Here is a 20,639-nt window from a genome sequence, read left to right on the forward strand (position 1 = left end):
AAAGCAGGAACAGTGGCCGAATGTCGCAGGAATCGCGGCCGGATGTGACAGGAATCCTGCCCGGATGTCACAGGATTAGTGCCCGGATACGGCGAGAGGGCTGGCCGGATGGCGCAGGAATACTCAAGATACTATTCGGACAATTTCACTTTCTACAAGAAACCGGCACCATAGTGCCAGTGCCGGAACTTCCGCTTCTCCCGGTCGTTTTAGAGACCTGCTGGAAGGACTGTGGAGAATACTGTTTCTGCGTCCGTGGACTTACCGGTGGATACACGTCCCCGGAGGTTGTAATTGGCTAGCCGTAACAACTCATGACAGCAAGAGGCGGCGACCGGCAATGCTCCGGTGGCCGCCTCTTGCCCTTGGCTTGTTGATATTAGAGTTCCTCTTTCTTTATTGTTCGACATAAGGTACCGTGGTGTTGGCGTTGGGCATGACCAGGATCTTGGCGTCCGGCCCCAGCTTTTGCAGCGCCTTGGCCACTGCTTCCTCCACCGTGGCGGCCGGTTGGAAGAAGCATTTTTTCACCGCTTCATCGGGCATGCCGGAGACTAAAATGCCTTCTTTTTCTTTCAGCACCTGGCAGATGACCACGGCCTTGTGGGCACCCAAGACGAATTTTTCCTGCACCCACCGGATAGGATCGTCAATGCTTTGCGCCCGGTTAATCCAATCCTCGAAAAGGGGTTCCCCGTAACCTTCCGGGCATTCCGCCACCAGGATGATGATGCCGCCCTTGCGCACGGCATAGCTGGCGTTTTCAAAACCTTTCTGGGCCTGGTACAAGTTGATGTCTTTCGGACTGCCGCCGCAGCTGGCAAGGACGATGTCCGCCGGCTGGGAAACGGGGCGCTTGTACATCTTGTCCACCCATTTAACCCCTTCCCGGTGGGCTTGAATGGGATGCCCGGCGACGGCTTTCACGATTTCCTTCTTGGAATTGAGGACCACGTTGACGATGAATTTCACGCCGGCCAGAGCCCCGGCTTCCTCAATATCCTCCCGCATAGGGTTGCCCTCCAGCCTTCCGGCTTCCGTACCGGGGAGAAGCATGGCCCGGTGATTAGCCTCAATGCTCTTTTGGCTGCAGGCGCCGGGGAAGAGGGCTTTGTTGCCGGCGGTATAGCCCGCATTGTAATGGAATTCGATGTTACCGGTGGCAATTAACAGGTCCGCTTCCGCTACCGGCCGGAAAACCTCTACCGGTGTTCCCCTGGAAGTATTGCCGATGTGGATGCAGTCATTACGGTCATGATCGATGCACTTCAACCGGGCAAACATCTCTTTCCCAACCAGCCGCTCCTGTTCCTCTTTGGTATGAGAGCGATGAAAGCCCAGGCCGAAAACCACGGTAATCTGGTCGTCTTGCACGCCGGCTTTATTCAATTCCTCGACGATGGGCGGCAGCATTTTATAGCTGGGCGAAGGGCGGGTGATGTCGCTCACCAGGATGACCACGTTCTTCTTGCCTTGAGCCATCACTGATAAAGGTTCGGCGCCGATGGGATTGGCCAAAGCCGCCCGGATTTCCGCCGGCTCGTCCGGCACACCAGGCAAATCCGCCGGCTCTAAGATCCCCATCAAATTCTCTTCCGGCAGTTTTACAGTTAAAGTGCTTGACCCGTACTTGAGAGAGATGTCCATAAGAATCCCATTCTCCTTTCTCTTTGTTTTTTTATTATCTCTTTTGGAGCCGCCGGTAAGTTGGGAAGAATTGTGCCAATATTCTGTCTGGCGTTCTTCTTATTAAATCATATCGCAATCATGGACATGTTGCACTGGGTTTTTGCATTTTGTTGCAGTTTGGGCGTTAGAAGCATGAAAACTTGTGCTTCACCAGGTTCACAACCCCCGGCCGGCGTTTTGGGTTCACCGCCGTGGGCCTTGGGAGTTCCGCCGGGGAAACAAACAGGCATGGTAGACAGTGTGTGCTACCATGCCTGATCCTCTTTTATTCAAATCCAGAAATAGTTTAAGGCAAAATAAGCGCTGAATACCAGTAAAAGGGTGAGCCCTTGAGCTTTAGTAACCACTTCTCTGCCCTGCCTGGTAAAGTGACGGAATAACAACAGGATAATAATTAATGTGGGAAACTGCAGTTGGTAGTAATTAGCAGGCACCGCTAACCCGTTGCCGGAGACGGCCGCTGCTCCTCCTATGACCAGCAGTACATTGAGAATATTGGCTCCGGTGACATTGCCGATGGCTAATTCCCCGTGTCCTTTGCGGACTGAGGTTATGGCCGTAACCAATTCCGGAACACTGGTGCCAAAAGCGATCAGAGTAGCGGCGATAATACTCTGGGGAATGCCTACCCTGATGGCTGTAAGTTCCACAGCCGGTACCAGGGTCCTTGAGGAAGCTACAACCAGCAGGATGCCCAGGGCCATTTTGACCGTGGCGCCGAGGGATGACCGCCAGGTCCTGTCGGTACAGCCGGTCTCTGTCCCGGACAGGCATACCCCGTCTTCTCTAGACCAGCGCAGGGAGAGAAAAACGTAGAGCAGGAGCAGGAACAAGAAAAAGAAGCCGGCGGCTTGACTGACTTTCCCCCCTGGCTCCGGGGATAGGAAAGGTAAGCTGAGGATGGTGACCAGTAAAGCGGTGGCAACCTGGATTTCTCCTTGCCGCTTCACTGCCTTTTGGTCAATCAGCAATCGCCCGACCACGGCTGTCAAACCGATAATCAAGCCGGTATTGACAATGATGGAGCCGATGGCATTGCCCAGTGCCAGATCCGCGCTTCCGTGGATGGCTGCCATCACTGACACGCTGGTTTCCGGTAACGTGGTGCCTAAGGAGACGATAGTGGCTCCAATAATCGTTTTGGGAATACCCCATAGCAATGATAAATTGACTGCTTCATCCACCAGCAAGTCGGCTCCTTTGCTTAGAACATACAAGGAAACCACGATTATGACGACCAGGGCCCAGGTTGAAAGGTTATGTAAATAGGCGAGCATGATCTCTGTCATGAGTTACCTCCCCGCCGACCAAAAATTAGGGAAAAAAGCAATGGAATGGTTGGCACAAACAACAATATAGCCAAGAACCAGAATTTTGTCAATCTATGCGGCAATTGAGAATAAGCTCTACCTGCATCAACAGGTATATGAGGGTGCCGGGGTGACGAAAAACTCGCCGGTTTCCGGAGGTCCGGTACCGGGAGATAGGACACTGGTTAGGGCTCGGGTGGGGAAGCCCGCGGGAGTATTCCGTTAGCCTGGTGATTGAGGGCAAAAGTGTCCGCTCTTACCTGACCGGGGGATTTGTTTTTTGTACACGAAAAAATGTCGGAAAAGATGTGTATGAAATTATCCGTGCCGGCAAACTTTACATAAAGGGAGAATACCGTTCCGTTGAAGCCGTGACGCCGGAACAATTTTTCGAAAACTTGCTGACTGATCAGGCAAATCATAATATAATATAGATTGTGACCGCAATCACGAATCGATCCTGATGGAAGAAAGGAAGGACGAGATGGAGAACACACTGCAAAAGAGGTATGGTTTGCCAACGGCCATTGCCATGGTAGTAGGAATTGTCATTGGTAGTGGGGTCTTCTTCAAAGCGGAGGCGGTGCTGAAGGCTACGGGGGGCAATATGCCCCTGGGGATTGCCGCCTGGGCTCTGGTGGGGCTGATCATGATTATCTGCGCCTATACTTTTGCTATCCTGGCCACCAGGTATGAAAAAGTGAACGGCATTGTGGATTACGCGGAAATGGGCGTAGGGGAAAAGTATGGCTATTATGTAGGCTGGTTCATGGCTACTATTTACAATCCAACCCTGACCTCCGTGCTGGCCTGGGTTTCGGCCCGCTATACCTGTGTCCTCCTGGGCTGGGACATTACCGGCGGAGCCTGCATGACCATCGCCGGTTTTTACCTGGTGGCCATTTTTGCCATGAATTCCTTATCTCCTATCATAGGGGGCAAGTTTCAGGTGACCACTACCGTGGTTAAACTGGTTCCCCTGGTCTTAATGGCCGTGGTGGGCATGGTGGTAGGTTTGTCTAACGGACTTATCGTACAGAATTTTACCCATGTTGTGGATGCCACCGTCAACACCGGCAGCGGCCTTTTTGCTTCCGTGGTGGCAGTAGCTTTTGCCTATGAGGGATGGATTATTGCCACTTCCATCAATGCCGAGCTGAAGGATGGCAAGAAGAACCTGCCGCGGGCACTGGTGCTGGGCTCATTGATTGTCGTGGCCGTTTATATTACCTACTATGTGGGCTTGACCGGGGCCGTGACCACCGAGACTCTGATGGAGAGCGGTGAGGCAGGGGCTAAGCTGGCCTTTCAAAACATTTTCGGCCAAATCTGGGGAACTTTGATTTTTGTGATCGTCATTATTTCCTGCCTAGGTACCCTGAACGGGCTTATGATGGGCTGCACCCGGGGCATTTATGCTTTGGCGGCGCGGAACCGGGGCCCGGTGCCGGCCGTATTCCGGCAGGTAGATGCGGCCACTAATATGCCTGCTAACTCTTCCATTATGGGATTATTGCTGTCCAGCTTCTGGCTCCTTTACTTCTTCGGGGCCAACCTCACAGACCCCTGGTTTGGTCCTTTCTGTTTCGATACTTCAGAGCTGCCGATCGTCACCCTCTACGGAGCTTATATCCCCATTTTCATTATGATGATGAAAAATGAAACTGACTTAAGCGTATTTAAGCGGCTGGTGATGCCGGCCCTGTCCGTGGTCGGCTGTGTATTCATGGTCATTGCCGCCTGGTTTGCCCACGGTATGGCTGTGTTCTATTATCTCATCGTATTTGCCGTGATCATGCTCATTGGTGCCCGCTTCCGGGGTAAGAATGAGGGCTATTCTTAAAGGCCTTCCTTGGGCCCTGGTGGGCACCGGTTTTTATCTTTCGGGTCGAGATCATTTTTTGGACCGTCCCGCACAAGACTTTTTCCCGGTCCAGGTGGTCCCGCGTCGTGGGGACCCCTGCTTACCAGGACATCACCATTTTAAACGCCAACACCACCAGGAAGCTGCTGTCCTTGGCATTACGGGAAGAGCAGGGGTATCGTTCCTCCTTATTCCCGGGAGCGGTTTCATCACCCATAGGTGCCGCGGGGATCATGGATTTCATGATCCGGGTGAACGGGGCAAAGCGTCACCTTAAATCCTTCTGAGGAATAATTATGATCGAAAATCATTCCTTAAGGGGAGAGCCTATGGGTTACCACGTGCAGGTACATGAGGTGAAAATCTACGTAGAGGATTTAAACCCGGCAGGAGCCGAGACCATCGTATTCTTACACGGCTGGCCGGGCAGTCACCGGCTCTTTGAGTACCAGTTTGACCGGCTGCCGCAGGTGGGTTACCGGTGTATCGGCATTGATACCCGGGGTTTTGGCGATTCCGATAAGCCTTTTGACGGGTATGATTACAACAGCTTATCCGATGATGTGAGAGGCGTGGTGGGGGCCCTGGGTTTGCAGGACTTTACTTTAGTGGGTCATTCCACCGGGGGAGCCATCGCCATTAGGTACATGGGACGTCATCAGGGCCACGGGGTCAAAAAGCTGGTGCTGGTGGCCGCGGCGGCCCCCAGTTTAATACGTCGTCCCGGTTTTCCTTACGGGGTGGAAAGGGAGAGTATTCTTAGGATCATCGAAGATACTTACCGGGACCGCCCCCAAATGCTGCGGGATTTCGGTAACCGGTTTTTCTTTCAACACACTTCCCGGGCCTTTCAGGACTGGTTCTTCCAGCTTGGCTTGCAGGCCGCCGGCTGGGCTACGGCCAAAGTGGCCCGGACCTGGCTTGACGAGGTCCTGTTTACAGACCTGGCGACCATTCAAGTGCCGACATTGATTATCCATGGCATTCACGACCAGGTGGTTCCTTTCCAACTGGGGGAGATCCAGCAGCGGATGGTGGGCCGGGCCGACCTGGCACCTTTCCGGTTTTCCGGGCATGGGGTCTTTTACGACCAAAAGGAAGAGTTTAACCAGGTGCTGGTGCAGTTTATCGAAGGCTGAGACCGGGGTTAGAAAAACGGTAACCTGGGGTTATTGGTAAAAAGAGAGAGAAATTTGGATGGGACAAAAAAGAGAGCCGTGGCGGGATGGCAATGGCTCTCTTTTTTACCGTTATGCAATTTGTTCCCTTTACTCCACAATTAATTTCCCCCGCAGCTTCGGGTGGGCCGGGCTGCAGACCACGCTGCAAACATAGCTGAATTCACCTTTTCGTTCCGGTACGAATTCAACGGTGACCGGTTTGCCGGGTTTAATGATGCCGGCATCAACGCCCAGTTCCCCGATGATAAAGCCGTGGGTGACATCTTCGCTGATGAGGCGAAGTCTTACCGGTTGGCCTTCTTTCACCCTGATGGTCTTACGTGAAAAACCGCCTGCTTCATACTGCCGGATGACGATATCGATGGTTTGGGGGTCTTTGAAAGCATTTTTGGCTAAGGTAGCCCCGACGGGAATGCCGATGACAAAGACAGCGATCAGCAGCGCGGCAACAAGTTCTTGTAGTTTACCCACTTCGCCACCTCCTTCTACATGTGCAGGTAAAGGAACAGGGCCGCTACCCCGATTAAGAACACCGTCACCGGGAGCAGCAGTCTCATCTTTTGCGCACCGGTTAAGGAGTACTTCGCCACCAGTTTGGCTCCTACCTTAGTGGAGTAGAACAAACCGGCCAGCAGAATGACGGCTTGGATGATGGGATAGACCGAGGAGGCCATGGGCTTCCAAGGTACGGATTTCAAGCCGATTAAATCCCAGTGCCAGCCGAAGGGATCGCTGAGCACGTGTACCACATAAACACCGTTGGTAAAGATGAAAGAGATGCTGAATGCCATCCAGCAGGCCAAGCCCATCGGTACCAAAACATAAGATAGGTTCACGAAGAGCTCGGAGAACGGGATACCTTGTTCCTTGTTTTCCGTCGCGGCTGCGGTTTCCGCGGCTGCACTGCCGGCGGTGGCTTGTTCTTTGGTGCCGAAGATCAGCCCTTTAGTGATGACCAACAGCTGCTGCACCGGGTAGAAGATATACTTAACCCCCGGGAATTGCTTTTCCGCCAATCCCTTGCCTACCCAAACGGCCAGGGAGAATAACACCGGTGTGACCACCAGGTTGGTCAGCAGGAATCCGATGGCATAGGCGAAGAAACCGGGCATTTCCAGGTTGGCCCAGGATTTCACGTCTCCCCAAGCGCTCAGGAAGACCAGCGAATAAACCAGCGAGCAGGTCAGCATGATAAAAGCTTTGTAAGCTTCATCCAATTTCTTGCCTTTGTCTACCAGCAAGTCATTGCCAAATCCGTGCCATACCAGCCGTACGTTGTTCTGGGAGCAGGTCTTGAAACATTCGGTACACAAACCGCAGTAAGCGTTGCGCCGGAGATTCCAGGGCACTTCCATCCAAGGGCATCCATAACCCTTGTCGCTGCCCATGATGCATTCTTTTTCTTTGTGAGCTCGGCAGACTCCCGCATCTTTAATTCTAACCCCGAAAGGAGCCAGCAGGGAGTACAAGCCGATAAAGCCGCCCACTGGGCAGACATAGCGGCAGAAAATGCGGCGACCGTAGATCAGGCTGAAAATGATCGCTAGAATAATAAATAGGGACAGGACTACCGCCGTGGCCAGGGGTCGCGTCAGGATGATGCCGCTGAACAGGGCCACCAGCAGGAAGGACCAGTTTTGCAGCCAGATATTCTGGAAGCGCTTCGGCCATTTCAAGGCCAGGTTACGCGGTCTTTCGCGGCCCTTCACGATAAAGGCGCGGTGGTCCAGCCATTCTCCCGGAGCCGGCAAGGGGCACATGGCGCACCAGATGCGGCCGCCGAGGGGCAGGAGGATTAAGATTAACAAAGCCCACCAGACGAACCAGACAAAAATAATGGCAAAGTTGGCATTACCTAAACTCGTACCTGCATAGCCGGCGAAGAGAATGATCACGAAGAATAAGGTGTTTACGGCAATCAAGGAAAACTGGAACCAGCGCTGCTTCAACAAGGTATAAAGCCAACCGAATTTAGAGGTGAGATCAACAGGTTGGGATGACTGAGTCCCTTGTTCCAGGAGCCGGTTTCTCTTCCGGTAGATATAGCCCAAACTGCCAAACCCTACAAAAACGGCCAGCGCCAGGCTGATTGGCGTCGTGGTATTGGGTTCCACCACCAGCCGGCCGACCATGAAAGGATGCATAGGGCCGCAAACTACACTACAACGGAAAGGAAAAGTGCCGGTTTTGTCAGCCACGAATTCCACCGTGGCGAATTCAGGGTCTTGCGGTTGGTCCTCCAGGAACAGGTCATATTCTTCGATATATAAACCGTGGGTTACGTCTTCCGCAATCAGGTTGATGCGGACCCGGTCACCCTGGCGCACCTTGATGACATTTGGTTCGTATTCAAATTGCCTGGCATGGATGTTGATTTCCACTACGTTGTCAGCTCTGGCTTCTTGACCGGTGACAAGAAAAAGGCCTACCACCAGTAGCACCGAGAGGACACAAGCAAGCAGTCGCTTCAATTATGTCACCGCCTTTTCGACATCCGTGTTTCTATATTCTCTATATTCTGTTGAACAAAGTCGCCTTAAAAAAGGCGACTTTGTTCAAAAATAAGGAGAGGGAAGCTCAAATTGAAGCTCAGATTAAGGTAAAGCAGGTTCTTCTACAATCGGCAGTGTGCCGCTGAGGGACTCTAAGAAAGCTACCAGATCAGCTTTTTCTTGGTCTGTTAAGTTCAGCGGCTGCAGCAGAGGACTCTTGTTCGGATGCTCGCCTCCGCCGTTGTTGAAGAAGTCAACTACTTCTTCCAGGGTCTTCAGGCTACCGTCATGCATGTAAGGCGCAGTATGTCCAATACCCCGCAGAGCCGGTGTCTTGAACTTATCGGTATCTTCAGGGTTCCCGGTGAATTCGGCTCTACCCCTGTCAATGGAGGGATCGTTAACGATACCGACGTTGTAGAAGTTGTTGTCCGTTAAGCTGGGTCCATTATGGCAGTTGACGCAGCCGGCTTTGCCCACGAACAGGTCCAATCCTCTCTTAGCTTCCGCGGAAAGGGCTGCATCATCACCGGCTAAGTACTTGTCGAAAGCGGAATCGTTAATGACGACGGTCCTTTCAAAAGCCGCAATGGCTTTGGCCACATTTTCGGGAGTAATGCTGTCGGGTCCGAAGACTTGCTCGAATCTTTCCACGTATTCGGGAATAGCGCTCAACTTAGCCACCAATTGATCCAGGGGCAAGTTCATTTCCACTTCGCTCTGAATCGGCCCTAAGGCTTGTTCTTCCAAAGTCATGGCCCTGCCGTCCCAGAACTGGCTGCTCAGGTAACCTGCGTTGATGATGGTCGGGGAGTTACGATGACCTTGATGCCCTTGGAAGCCCAAGAAAGTTCTCCGGTTGTCGCTCCATCCTTTCGCAGGTTCGTGGCAGGAAGCGCAGCTAATGGTATCGTCGCCGGATAAGCGCTTGTCAAAATAGAGCATTTTACCTAACTCAATTTTTTCGGGAGTCATCGGGTTGTCCACAGGAATCGGCATGTCTCCTAAAGGTCCGAACACCACTTTGGGATCGAGTTTCACCGCTGAGGTAGTGGCGGGCGGAGTTGTGGTGGTTGAGCCGCACGCAGTCACCAGTAGGGACAGGGCTAGAATCCCTACGGCCAAAATCAAACCCTTCTTTGACATGTTTCTGTTACCCCCCATAAATGCTCTTCTTTACTCTTCGACAATAAACTTCATCTTAATCCAGGGATGGATTGTACACGTAGGTTCGTACTCGCCCGGCGTGGTGGGAGCCGTCCATAATCTTCTCACCGTTTGTGACGGGTAGACGAGGATTTCGGGCAACCCGGATGCTGCATCCAAGAAATTGTGTTCACCGTCCGGGTCAGTATTCTTGATCACGAACAGGATCTTCTCGCCAGTCTTCATGGTCACTTCGTTAGGAATGATGGTCTGAGGCGTAAACTCCAGTTCGATGACCCGGGCATCTTCAGCACCTTCCGGCACCGGTTCATCTAACACGTAATCGACGCCGGCTTCGGGAGCATCAGCCACCTCGTCCTGATTCCCTCCCCCACAGGCAGTCATGGTCAAGGCTACCAGCAGGCACAGCAGGAGGACTAGAAGCCGCTTCATTTCCCCTCTCACCCCCTTTTTCAGTAATAATATTTGTAATAATTCCTGATAAGGATCATATCAGAATATTGTATTATGTGCAAGTTTTCTTTTAATGAATTTCGCTCCATAATAAATGCGCTTTTTCGCATGAATACTAGGCTTCCGCGGGTCTATAAAAAACGTTTTAGAATTGCTATAGATATCTTCTTAAGAAAAGTATTAAGAATTTTGTGATTATGATTGCCAGAGCAGTTAGGATGAGGTATAATGATAACCAGTATTAACAATTATTATTATTAAAGAGGCGGTTTTATGAAACGAATTTTATCTGTCGTTGTCATTCTTGGTTGCCTGTTTTTGTCGACTGCCTGCGGGACCAGGTCAGGGGGTGATGCCCCGCCGGTGCAGCAGCCTGTCCAGCTAACCAGTGAGAGAAGGCTCTATGTTTCCGCCATGTTTACTGATAAAGTAGTAGTCATTGATTTGGACAGTCTGGCGATTGAAGCGGAGCAAAGGGTGGGGGAAACCCCTTACGGTTTGGCTGTGGACCGGGCCGGAAACCAGCTGCTGGCGGCCTGCTCCCTATCGAATGAAGTCTGGTGCCTGGACTTGACCACTTTGGAGACGAAAGCGGTCATCGCCGTGGACAGACTGCCTGCTTACATAACTATCGATGAAGAAAAGCGGCGGGCTTATGTGGGCAACTCGGGCAGCGACACCGTATCGGTAATCGACCTGGATGCCCACCGGGAGATTGACAGGATCCAAGTGGGCAAAGCGCCGGTGAACCTGGCATTATTGCCGGACCGCCGCCTGGCGGTTACCCTGCATGACGAGGGAACCATGGCCATGATTGATCTGGATAACCTGGAGGTGGTGAGCCGGCATCCCATTGCGGGCAACGCGGTGGGGCTGGCTTTCGACAGCCGGCAGGAACTGATCTATACGGGAGGGCATGGCTTGCTGGAGGATAATAATATAGTACGTATTCATCCCTTGCGGGACCCGGATAACGTGGGGCAGCTTGAGACGCCGCTGATGCCTATTTACCTGGAGCTAACTCCGGATGGGTCCAAGCTACTGAGCTTGCACCACCGGATTAACCAGCTGTTCGTGATTGACCCGGCTACCGGTGTAATGCTAGGTGAAATGAATGCCGGTAAATCGCCTTTTTCCACAGCTATCTGGGACGACGGGCGGATGGCGGCGGTGGCTAATATGGATTCCAATGAGGTCCAGATTGTGGACTTGGAGCATTTTGACACCGTGAAGTTCATCAAAGTGCTGGAAGGACCGGCTTGTATGGTGGTATTGGATTGAGAAACCGTGTTGCCAGGCATGGTGTTGGCATTTATGACTACTCTACGAAAGGAAGGATATCATGGAAACCCGTTGGAAAACCATCAGTATTATTGCCCTGGTTATCGCCTTAGGGCTGGTGCTGGTACCTAAAGTGGTGCCGGTCTGTAGCGCTATGGTGGCTACGGCTTCCGGCGGGCAAATGCCCATGCGCTGCTTCTACACCTTTCGCGCCCAGTCTTTGTTTGCGGTGACGAGTGTGCTGGCTGCCGTAAGCTTGTTTGTGGTTCGCAGTCCCGACGGCCGCAAAACCGTTGGCGCCATGCTGGCGGTGTTAGGTATCATGATGGCCGTCCTGCCCCTGTCCGGCGTCATGGGGATCTGCATGCGCAGCGATATGCCCTGCCACACTACGGCCTTTTGGAATACTGTGCTGGCGGCGGCACAGATCCTCACCGGACTGGTGATTGTGTTTTCCAAGGTACCGGCTCAGGCACAATCCTCTGTGATTAAAGAGATGCCGCGGCCCACGGGAGAGAAGATAAAATGGTTAGATTGATCATCCAGAGCTTGAGGCGCCGGAAATTCCAGGCTTTTGCCAACTTGGTGGGTATCTCTGCCGGGGTTGCCGTTTTAATGGCGGTGGCTCTCTTTTATACCAGTATCGAGCAGGGCGTGGAACTGGGGCGGCAGCGCTTGGGAGCGGACCTCTTGGTCATTCCCAACAATGCCGGGCTGCCGCCGGAAACTGCCCTCTTTACCGGTGTACCGGCCAACTTTTACATGCCCGAGAGCTTGAAGGAACAGGTGGCAGCCGTGCCGGGGGTGAAACAAGTGGCCGCCCAGTTCTATACCCAGACCCTGGATGAAAGCTGCTGTTCCATCGGGGGACCTTACCGCCTCATCGGTTTTGATCCCAAGTCTGATTGGCTGGTGGCGGCCCTGTTAGGCGAAGAGGCGGCTCGCTCCCTGGGGGAGCGGGATATAATAGTCGGGGGCAACATCTCCGCCAGGGCCGGTCAGGAAATCGTGATCCTGGATGAATTATTTACCATTGCCCAGGTGCTGCCCCCGACCGGCACCGGATTGGATGAATCCATTTTGATGCCGATGGGATCAGCCAAGGCGCTGGCTAATACCAGTCCCAGTTTACAAGAAATCTGGCAAAAAGAAGGGCCGCCGGATGCGCTGATTTCAGCGCTGCTGGTGGTGACGGAGAGTGGAGCCGATCTGGAAGCCGTGGCGGCGGCGGTGGAATCTTTAGGTCGTTACCGCGTCGTGCCTACCCTGTCCCTTTTTGCCGCCACCAAGGAACAGTTTACCTTCTTGGTAGCGGTGGTGCTGTTGTGCGGGCTCCTGCTGGTGATCAGTTCTTTGCTGCAGTTGATTGCCAGGCTTTCCGCCATGGTTTGGGAAAGAAAGGCCGAATGGGGTCTTTACCGGGCCTTGGGAGCCAGCCGTTTACACCTCCTGCAACTCATCGCCGGGGAAGGATTGTTTCTCAGCCTGGGTGGTGCCGTCATTGGTCTTGCGGCGGGTGGGATTTTATATCAACTGGCCATAGCCTACTTGCTGTCGAAGCAAGCTTTCCCCCACGTGCCGCCGGATAAAGGTTTCGTCGCCTCTTGTGTGCTGCTGGTTTTGGGGTTTTTCGCCCTGGTCAGCGCAGCAGCCAGTGGGTTTTCTGCCAGGCAAGCCGCCGGTCTGGATCCGGCCGTTGCCATGGCTAAAGGGGACATTGACTAGAAGGGATGGTGCGCCCTGTGGCTTTGCTTGTGGCGGAACAATTGGAGAAGCGTTACGGCAGCGAAATTATTTTCCAAAACGTTTCCTTTGACTTGCATCCCGGGGAAGCGGTTTCAATTGTGGGTCCTTCCGGGAGCGGTAAAACTACGCTGCTCTTCTTGCTGGGTCTTTTGGCCCAGCCTTCCGGGGGGAAGCTGTGGTTGAACGGGATCTTGACCAATGCCCTTTCCGACCGGGAGAAATCCTCATTGCGGAATAAGAGAATCGGCTTTGTGTTACAAAACTCCCAACTGATCGGCACCTTGTCCGTGCTGGATAATGTCCTTTGTCCCGCGTTCTTTGCCAAGAAGTCTGCCGTCAGGGTGGCTAAAGCAAAGGAACTGCTGGCGTTAATGGGGTTGGAACACCGGATGCACCATTTGCCCAGCCAGCTGAGTCTGGGGCAAAGAAGAAGGGTGGCCCTGGCCAGGGCCTTAGTCATGGAGCCCCAGCTGGTCCTTGCCGATGAACCTACCAATGACTTGGACCCGGAACGGGCCGCCCAAGTGGCGGATTTCCTGTTCCGCTTGCCGGAACAAGGTATCTCTTTGGTGCTGGTGACCCATGATCCCGTGCTTGCGGCCAGGGCCCAGCGGGTTTATCAACTGGAGGATAGGATGCTGAAGCCGGCAAAGGAGAACCACGGCTGCCCGGCGCAGCGGGAACCTTAGGGAAACGGGAGGAGCTGCCCTTGGGAAACAAGCGGAGTAGCATGCTGTTCAATTTAATCGCCCCGGTCTACGGTTTGTTTTTTCATCACCAGCGGAAGCACTTTCTTGAGATTGTTGAGCAGGTTTCTCCCATCTTGGATTTATCCGAGTTCGACACCGTGATCGATATCGGCTGCGGCACAGGGGCGCTCTGTTCCGTGCTTAGCGGGAAAGGCTTGCAAGTGACCGGGGTTGACCTGGCGGCCAACATGCTGGCTATGGCTATGAAGCGACCGGAGAACCGCCGGGTCGAATTCTTGCAAGGGAATGTACTTGAGGGACTGCCCTTTGTGGACAAGAGCTTCGATATCGTCATTTCATCCCATGTGGCCCACGGGCTCAAAGCCGGTGACAGGAAGCGCATGTATGCGGAGATGCGCCGTTTGGCCAAGGCACATGTGATTATCCATGACTACAATGAGCGGCGATCCCTTTTGACTTCATTGGTGGAATGGCTGGAAGGAGGGGATTATTTCAATTTTATCCGCGAAGCCGAGGGAGAGATGAAAACCTGCTTTTCCGCGGTGGAGGTTATACAGGTAAGTGAAAGAGCCAATTGGTATATCTGTAAACCTTGAACTGTTCAGCGTTGCTGAGCAGTTTTTTTATAGGTGGCCAAAGTGGTAGCCTACAAATATGACAGTATAATATTGGTACTCTTGCAGGATTTTGCCTAAATTTGGAGAAATATAAAAAATCAGGTAAGTACTTGTAAGCATGGGAGGCTACCAACATGGACCCGCTTGGTTTACCAACCTGTTTATTCGTGTTCATTCCGGAACAAATCATGATCACGGCGCTGGGACTGATGCTGTTCGGCATCAGGTTGAAAGCCAGGTATCTGGTCTTCCTCGGAGTACTGCAGGGCGTCATATCTTATATGCTGGGCCGCCTGCCCCTGTTTTTCGGTTTAAATGTCATTGTCAAAGTGTTTTTAGTCGCCCTGGTAGTCGCCTTAATTCTGCAGTTGCCGTACCGGGTGACTTTGACGGCGATGATGGTCAGCGGGACCATATCGGTCATCATGGAGGCGGTTTTGGTTCCTTTGATGCTAATAATGACAGAATTGCCGTTAACAGAGATCCTGAATAGTGCCAAACTCCAGTTTCTCTGCTTTGTGCCGAAAGGACTGCTCATGTTCATCCTAGTCCTGTTGATCCATCGCCACAACATTAGGCTGTTGGACTTGCATGATTTAGGGATTGCCGGCAATGGGAGGTGGTGGCAGTCATGAACCGGGAAGCCACCTCTGGGACTCTTGCTCTTGTTTTCCAGCTTTTCAACCTGGCGATCCCCATTTTGGGTATTTACCTGGTAGGCAGGCTACTGGTCAAAGCCGGCAGCTGGTTTGCCGGGCGGCGTAAATATGAAGTAGAAGTTATCCGCAAGCCGGCTGAGTTGATTAGACTGCAGCACGGGTCTTTAGAAGATAAAAAGGGTACGTACAGGCGCGGGGGGAATATGGAACGGGTTTCCGGCCAAGAAAAGTACTGTGTTATTAAAACAGCCGCGAGCCATAGGAAAGGTGCTATGGCGCGGCTGTTTGAATTACCGCGAACTGCTGCACGGCGCCGGAGGACAGGGGCATCTGCTGCCGGGATTCAAGCGAGGATATCCCGGTCGGCGAGGTCGAGCATGGCCAGGAAATCCCTATCGGCTATGACGGGAATACCTTTTTCCCTGGCCTGGGCCAGTTTCTTGGGACCCGGGTCCAAGCCTGTCACCAGCAGGGTGGTCCCGGCAGTAATGTTGTTAACCACCCGGGCGCCGTTCTTGATAGCGATTTCCTGCATCGTATGGCGCGGGTACCGGCTGCTGCCGGTAAAACAGATCACCTCATCTTTAAGCCTATCGGTGGTGTCAATAGCTAAATCGATTTCATCCAGGGGCCTTGGCTTTATTCTCGGCATGTAGTATCTCAGGTCCCCGGTGCCAAGGGGGATCCAAGTCCTGGGTTGCACGATTTTAAGAATGCGGTAAAGGTTTTCAATATCAGACATGGCCGTGTGATCTGCTTGGCCGGCCACGTTAAAATACCTGACCAAGTAATCAAGGGCATAGCTGTCCAGGGAGCTGTCAGCGCCTTTGATGGCCTTGATGGAACAGTAAGCCGGGTAATCGGCAGGAAGCCATTCGTAGTAGACCAGGAATTTCCGGTCAAAGGAGCAGTTGTGGGCTACGATGGGATAAGGATACTTTTGCATAAACTCTTTGAACTTGTTTATATACAGGGCATCCCGGCTGATGTTATAAAAACCGAAGCCGTACTTTTTCCTGCCTTTATATCCCGGTATCTCCTTGGCCAGGTAAAGCCTGTCCACGATTTCATACTTTTCCACGGCCAGGCAGGCCACTTCATAAATGCCGGTTTGCACATGAAAATCCTGGGTCTCCAGGTCGATGAGCACCATTTTGTCCAACAGCTTTCACCTCGGCGGCCCGCGTGAAGATGGCGGGCTCATATCTTATGTGCGAACGGGAAAACGAGGGCAAGGCCCGGTTCCCGGTACCGATCATCTAAAGTATATCCCTGCCGGGGCGGTCCAGCAAGAGGTCATCTAAGGCCGCCTTCAATTCCGGGTAACGGAAGGAAAAACCCGCCCCCAGCATTTTGGCGGGTATGACCCGCTGGCCGTGGAGCAGCATTTCCGACATTTGCCCCAGAGCCGTTTTGAGCAAAAACTCCGGCACCGGCAACCAGGCGGGCCTGCGTAAGACCCGGCCGGTGAGCTTGGCGAATTCCCGCATGGTAACGGGATTGGGCGCCGTCCCGTTCACGGGCCCGTTGATTCCTTCCTGTGCCAGGATGAATCTTATCATCCGGATTAAGTCTTGCACATGGATCCAGGATATCCACTGGGTGCCCCTGCCTAAAGGGCCCCCCAGGAAAAAACGATATGGGAGTACCATCCTGGCCAGGGCGCCTTCTTTCCCTAGCACCACACCAATCCTGAGGGTGACCACCCTGGTAGCAGGGTTCTGCACCTGATAGGCTTCTGCCTCCCAGTGCCGGCAGACCTGGGCCAGGAAGTCCGGCCCGGCCGCCTCCTCTTCGGTGATTTTCTCATCGCCGCGGGGGCCGTAATAGCCGACGGCGGAGGCGTTTAATAGAATTCTTGGCTGCATGGTACCGCGGTTAATCGCCGTGACTAAAGCACGAGTGGCATTGACCCTGCTGTTTATAATCTCCTGCTTCACTGCTCCGGTCCACCGGCGGTTCCCGATGGACGCACCGGCTAGATTGACTACCCCTTCGATGTCCCGGAGCTTGTATCCGGCGGCCGGTGCTGCCAGCTCCTGCCATGGGATGAACTCGACCTGCCCGGGTAAAGTCTTGGCTGCCTGGGCAGGATTTCTGGTCATGACGGTAACACGCTGTCCTTCCGCCAGCAAGAACCCGGTCAGGTGCCTTCCCAGAAAACCTGTTCCTCCGGCAATCAGCACATGCATGGCTTGCACCCCAATGTGTTTTTTTGTTAGAGATTCTACGGGATTAGAGTGAAAACCTCTATACCTTTTTAGTAATAATTATTACTTAAAGTCGATTTCTGACGGATGGCGGGGATAATCGTGGAAAACAGGCGATGCCAGGTCTGTGACGGGATATGGACGAACCGCCGGAACATTGTCTCGTACGGCATTTTGTGCTAAAGTGGTTAATAAAGTATTATCAAAATACTGCCAAAGGCGAGAAGCTAGGAGGGATAGTCTTTGAAGCTCAACCGCCGGGAGTTTTTGAAACTTTCAGGCGCCGCGGGAGCGGGGTTGATGCTGGCGGAGTTGGGATTTGACGTGACTCCCGTTAAGGCATCAGCTGGCCAGTTCAAGTTGGACGGGGCCAGGGAGTTTAAATCCGTCTGCACTTTTTGTTCCTGCGGCTGCGGCATGATCTGCCATGAACGAAACGGCAAGCTGATCAATTTGGAAGGAGATCCCGATCACATTATTAATGAAGGTTCCTTGTGCAGCAAGGGTGCCTCCATGTCGGTCCTGCCCAACTCAGACCAGCGGGTGACCACGCCTCTCTACCGGGCGCCGGGCAGTGATCGCTGGGAAGAAATCACTTGGGAAGAGGCAATCGAAAAAATTGCTCAGAAAATTATCAATATTCGCAATAACCACTGGATTAGCGAGGAAACCATCGGAGGCCAGACGTACAAGGTCAACCGCACCGATGCCCTGGCTTTCGTGGGGGGTGCCCAGAATAACAATGAGGAATGCTACTTGTTCACCAAAATGGCCCGTCTCTTGGGCAGCCCTTATGTAGAACACCAGGCTCGTCTCTGACACAGTCCCACGGTTCCCAGTTTGGGAGCTTCCTTTGGTCGCGGTGCCATGACGAACCACTGGCTTGATTTGAAAAATGCTAAGGTGTTCTTAATTGAGGGCAGTAACTGTGCCGAAAACCATCCCATGTCCATGAAATGGATCATGCGGGCCAAGGAAAAGGGAGCCAAGATTATTCATGTGGATCCCCGTTTCACCAGGACTTCTAAAGTGGCGGACATCTTCGCCCAGATTCGCCCCGGCACTGATATTGCCTTCTTAGGGGCAATTATCAATTATGTGTTGGAAAACAAGCTTTATGATGAACAGTATGTTGTGGAGCATACGAATGCCTTGTTCCTCATCCGGGATGATTTTTCTTTTCATGAGGGATTGTTCTCCGGTTATGATGGGGCGGCATTCAAGTACGATACCTCTTCGTGGGGTTACGCTATGGATGCAGAGGGCAAACCCGTGAAGGCGGACAGCCTGGATGATCCCAGATGCGTCTTTAGCAAGTTAAAAGAATTTTTCAAACGTTATGATTTAAAAACAGCCTCATCCATTTGCGGTATTCCCGAAGAGACCATTCAATTAATTGCCGAGACTTATGCCAATAACCGGCCGGGCACCATCTTATACGCCTTGGGCATGACCCAGCACACCGTGGGTGTGCAGAATATCAGGTGTTTTGCCATTCTACAGTTGCTCCTGGGCAATATGGGGAAACCAGGCGGCGGGGTCAATGCCTTAAGGGGAGAGCCCAATGTGCAAGGGGCCACCGATATGGCGGTGCTCTTCCACATCCTGCCCGGTTACTTGAGCATGCCTAATCATGATGATCTGAATTTGGATATCTGGACTTCTAAATACGGCACTTTCCGCCGGACCTTTATGGTCAACCTGTTAAAAGGCTGGTTCGGCGAGCATGCCACACCGGAAAACGATTTCGGCTTCAACTTGCTGATGAAGAAAAACGGTACCGCCAACTACTCCATTTACCGCATTTTTGAGTCGGCATTAGAAGGCAAGATTAAAATGCTGTACGTCATGGGGCAGAACCCGGCGGTCAGTAACCCCAACTTGCATCTCGTGCACGAGGCCTTGGGCAAGTTGGATACGCTGGTGGTAGCGGACTTGTTCATTACGGAAACGGCCGCCTTCTGGGAAAGGCCCGGCGCGGATCCGTCCACCATTGACACGGAAGTCATCTTTTTACCGGCCAAGTCTTTCCTCGAAAAAGAAGGTTCCCTGACCAATTCCGGCCGGATGGTGCAGTGGCGCTATACCACCCTGGATACCCTGGGTCAGACCAGATCCGACTTGGAAATCATTGATATGATTTTCTGCCGGATCCGGGAACTGGTAGCCGGCTCCACCGATGAGAAAGATCAGCCGATTTTAAAGGCGAACTGGAATTACGTCAGGGATAAACACATGGCGGAACAAGTGTTGAAAGAAATCAACGGCTATCACGTGGCTACCGGTCAACCGGTGAACGGCATCGGTGAACTCAAAGCGGACGGTTCTACTTCCTCCGGGAACTGGATTTATGCGGGAGTGTTTGCCAACAATGTCAATTTGGCCAAGCGGGACGACGGGAAAAATGATCCGGGCGGTTTAGGCATTTATCCCAACTTCCGCTGGACCTGGCCCGGCAACATTCACATCCTGTACAACCGGGCTTCCTGCGATAAGGACGGGCGTCCCTATGATCCGGCCCAGAAACTGGTGTGGTGGGATCCCATCCTAGGCCGCTGGACCGGGTTTGACAATCCGGACGTGCCCAACGCTGCCCATGGGCCGGATACCCCCAACGGGCTGCGAGCTTTCCGGATGACCGGGGAAGGAGTGGGACGGCTCTTTGCAGCTCCTTACAAAGACCCGCAGCCGGATACCGTTTTGCCGCGGGATGCTTCCACCGTGCTGGCTGACGGGCCGCTACCGGAGTTTTATGAGCCCATAGAAAGCCCGACGGAAAACATCCTGCACCCGGCGGTACCTAACAATCCATGCTTGAAGTACCCGCGGGTGGCCAGCCTGCAGCCCATCGGCCATGCCCAGGAGTATCCTTACGTGCTGTGTACCGCCACCGTGTCCGAGCACTGGTGCGGTGGAGCTCTTACCAGGAACGTGCCGTGGTTGAATGAACTGGTCAAGGAGACTTACGTGGAAATCCCCGTGACCCTGGCTGCCAAGCTCAATATCAAGAACGGAGACAGCGTCAAGGTTTGGTCAGCCCGGGGAGAGGTACTGGCGAAAGCCATGGTAACCAACCGGATTCATACCTTGATCATTAACGGCAAAGAAGTGGAAACCATTTGGATGCCGTATAACTGGGGCTATAAAGGTTTAAGCCAAGCCGCCAGTACCAACTTAGTGACCATCGATGCCGGTGACCCGAATACATGGATTCAAGAAAGCAAGGTTTGCATGGTCAACATGGTTAAGGTTTAGACATG

General features: G+C 53.0%; 19 protein-coding genes. 11 read left to right on the plus strand and 8 right to left on the minus strand.

Annotated features, from left to right (window positions below; all coding sequences use genetic code 11):
• Positions 1-396: 396 nt before the first annotated feature.
• Both larA and GXX34_05030 read right to left on the minus strand, forming a co-directional pair.
• Positions 397-1,647: a nickel-dependent lactate racemase gene (gene larA / locus GXX34_05025; GenBank protein HHW06882.1), complete on the minus strand. Its 1,251-nt coding sequence runs from the start codon at positions 1,645-1,647 to the stop codon at positions 397-399.
• Positions 1,648-1,958: 311 nt separating this feature from the next.
• On the minus strand, positions 1,959-2,978 hold the full coding sequence (locus GXX34_05030) for a sodium:calcium antiporter (GenBank protein HHW06883.1): 1,020 nt from the start codon (positions 2,976-2,978) through the stop codon (positions 1,959-1,961).
• Positions 2,979-3,229: 251 nt separating this feature from the next.
• On the opposite strand from GXX34_05030, the gene GXX34_05035 reads away from it, so the two are divergent.
• From GXX34_05035 to GXX34_05050, 4 genes are all read left to right on the plus strand, one after another.
• The gene (locus GXX34_05035) at positions 3,230-3,433 is read left to right on the plus strand and encodes a hypothetical protein (protein HHW06884.1); all 204 of its coding nucleotides are present in this window, start codon (positions 3,230-3,232) and stop codon (positions 3,431-3,433) included.
• A 50-nt stretch (positions 3,434-3,483) separates the two neighbouring features.
• A complete protein-coding gene (locus tag GXX34_05040) occupies positions 3,484-4,842 on the plus strand; it encodes an APC family permease (protein ID HHW06885.1) in 1,359 nt (452 codons plus the stop codon).
• Positions 4,843-4,949: 107 nt separating this feature from the next.
• Positions 4,950-5,150: a hypothetical protein gene (locus GXX34_05045; protein HHW06886.1), complete on the plus strand. Its 201-nt coding sequence runs from the start codon at positions 4,950-4,952 to the stop codon at positions 5,148-5,150.
• A 42-nt stretch (positions 5,151-5,192) separates the two neighbouring features.
• The gene (locus tag GXX34_05050; GenBank protein HHW06887.1) at positions 5,193-6,002 is read left to right on the plus strand and encodes an alpha/beta hydrolase; all 810 of its coding nucleotides are present in this window, start codon (positions 5,193-5,195) and stop codon (positions 6,000-6,002) included.
• A 129-nt stretch (positions 6,003-6,131) separates the two neighbouring features.
• On the opposite strand, the gene GXX34_05055 is transcribed toward GXX34_05050, so the two are convergent.
• The 4 genes from GXX34_05055 to GXX34_05070 all read right to left on the minus strand — a co-directional run bounded on the left by GXX34_05055 (position 6,132) and on the right by GXX34_05070 (position 10,135).
• The gene (locus GXX34_05055; protein HHW06888.1) at positions 6,132-6,515 is read right to left on the minus strand and encodes a hypothetical protein; all 384 of its coding nucleotides are present in this window, start codon (positions 6,513-6,515) and stop codon (positions 6,132-6,134) included.
• 14 nt (positions 6,516-6,529) lie between these two features.
• Positions 6,530-8,515, minus strand: coding sequence for a 4Fe-4S binding protein (locus GXX34_05060; protein HHW06889.1), 1,986 nt, complete (start codon positions 8,513-8,515; stop codon positions 6,530-6,532).
• Between the two features lie 123 nt (positions 8,516-8,638).
• Complete coding sequence (locus GXX34_05065) at positions 8,639-9,682, minus strand: c-type cytochrome (GenBank protein ID HHW06890.1); 1,044 nt, start codon at positions 9,680-9,682, stop codon at positions 8,639-8,641.
• A 30-nt stretch (positions 9,683-9,712) separates the two neighbouring features.
• Positions 9,713-10,135, minus strand: coding sequence for a hypothetical protein (locus GXX34_05070; protein ID HHW06891.1), 423 nt, complete (start codon positions 10,133-10,135; stop codon positions 9,713-9,715).
• A 294-nt stretch (positions 10,136-10,429) separates the two neighbouring features.
• Here GXX34_05070 and GXX34_05075 point away from each other — a divergent pair, with 294 nt between their 5' ends.
• The 6 genes from GXX34_05075 (at position 10,430) to GXX34_05100 (ending at position 15,145) form a co-directional block, all read left to right on the plus strand.
• Complete coding sequence (locus GXX34_05075; GenBank protein ID HHW06892.1) at positions 10,430-11,437, plus strand: hypothetical protein; 1,008 nt, start codon at positions 10,430-10,432, stop codon at positions 11,435-11,437.
• A 61-nt stretch (positions 11,438-11,498) separates the two neighbouring features.
• A complete protein-coding gene (locus GXX34_05080) occupies positions 11,499-11,975 on the plus strand; it encodes a DUF4418 family protein (GenBank protein ID HHW06893.1) in 477 nt (158 codons plus the stop codon).
• A complete protein-coding gene (locus GXX34_05085) occupies positions 11,963-13,162 on the plus strand; it encodes an ABC transporter permease (protein ID HHW06894.1) in 1,200 nt (399 codons plus the stop codon). The genes GXX34_05080 and GXX34_05085 overlap by 13 nt, the downstream gene beginning before the upstream one ends.
• Positions 13,163-13,167: 5 nt before the next feature.
• Positions 13,168-13,872, plus strand: coding sequence for an ABC transporter ATP-binding protein (locus tag GXX34_05090; GenBank protein ID HHW06895.1), 705 nt, complete (start codon positions 13,168-13,170; stop codon positions 13,870-13,872).
• 20 nt (positions 13,873-13,892) lie between these two features.
• Complete coding sequence (locus GXX34_05095; protein ID HHW06896.1) at positions 13,893-14,489, plus strand: class I SAM-dependent methyltransferase; 597 nt, start codon at positions 13,893-13,895, stop codon at positions 14,487-14,489.
• Positions 14,490-14,644: 155 nt separating this feature from the next.
• Positions 14,645-15,145: a hypothetical protein gene (locus GXX34_05100; GenBank protein ID HHW06897.1), complete on the plus strand. Its 501-nt coding sequence runs from the start codon at positions 14,645-14,647 to the stop codon at positions 15,143-15,145.
• A 367-nt stretch (positions 15,146-15,512) separates the two neighbouring features.
• On the opposite strand, the gene GXX34_05105 is transcribed toward GXX34_05100, so the two are convergent.
• Both GXX34_05105 and GXX34_05110 read right to left on the minus strand, forming a co-directional pair.
• Positions 15,513-16,331, minus strand: coding sequence for a 3'-5' exonuclease (locus tag GXX34_05105; GenBank protein ID HHW06898.1), 819 nt, complete (start codon positions 16,329-16,331; stop codon positions 15,513-15,515).
• A gap of 97 nt (positions 16,332-16,428) precedes the next feature.
• Positions 16,429-17,361, minus strand: a complete 933-nt coding sequence (locus GXX34_05110) for a TIGR01777 family protein (GenBank protein HHW06899.1) — start codon at positions 17,359-17,361, stop codon at positions 16,429-16,431.
• A 261-nt stretch (positions 17,362-17,622) separates the two neighbouring features.
• Between GXX34_05110 and fdnG the strand changes: the two genes are divergently transcribed.
• On the plus strand, positions 17,623-20,634 hold the full coding sequence (gene fdnG / locus GXX34_05115; GenBank protein HHW06900.1) for a formate dehydrogenase-N subunit alpha: 3,012 nt from the start codon (positions 17,623-17,625) through the stop codon (positions 20,632-20,634).
• The last annotated feature ends 5 nt before the right edge of the window (positions 20,635-20,639 follow it).

It is taken from the genome of Clostridia bacterium (assembly GCA_012840125.1).
Classification (GTDB): domain Bacteria; phylum Bacillota; class DULZ01; order DULZ01; family DULZ01; genus DULZ01.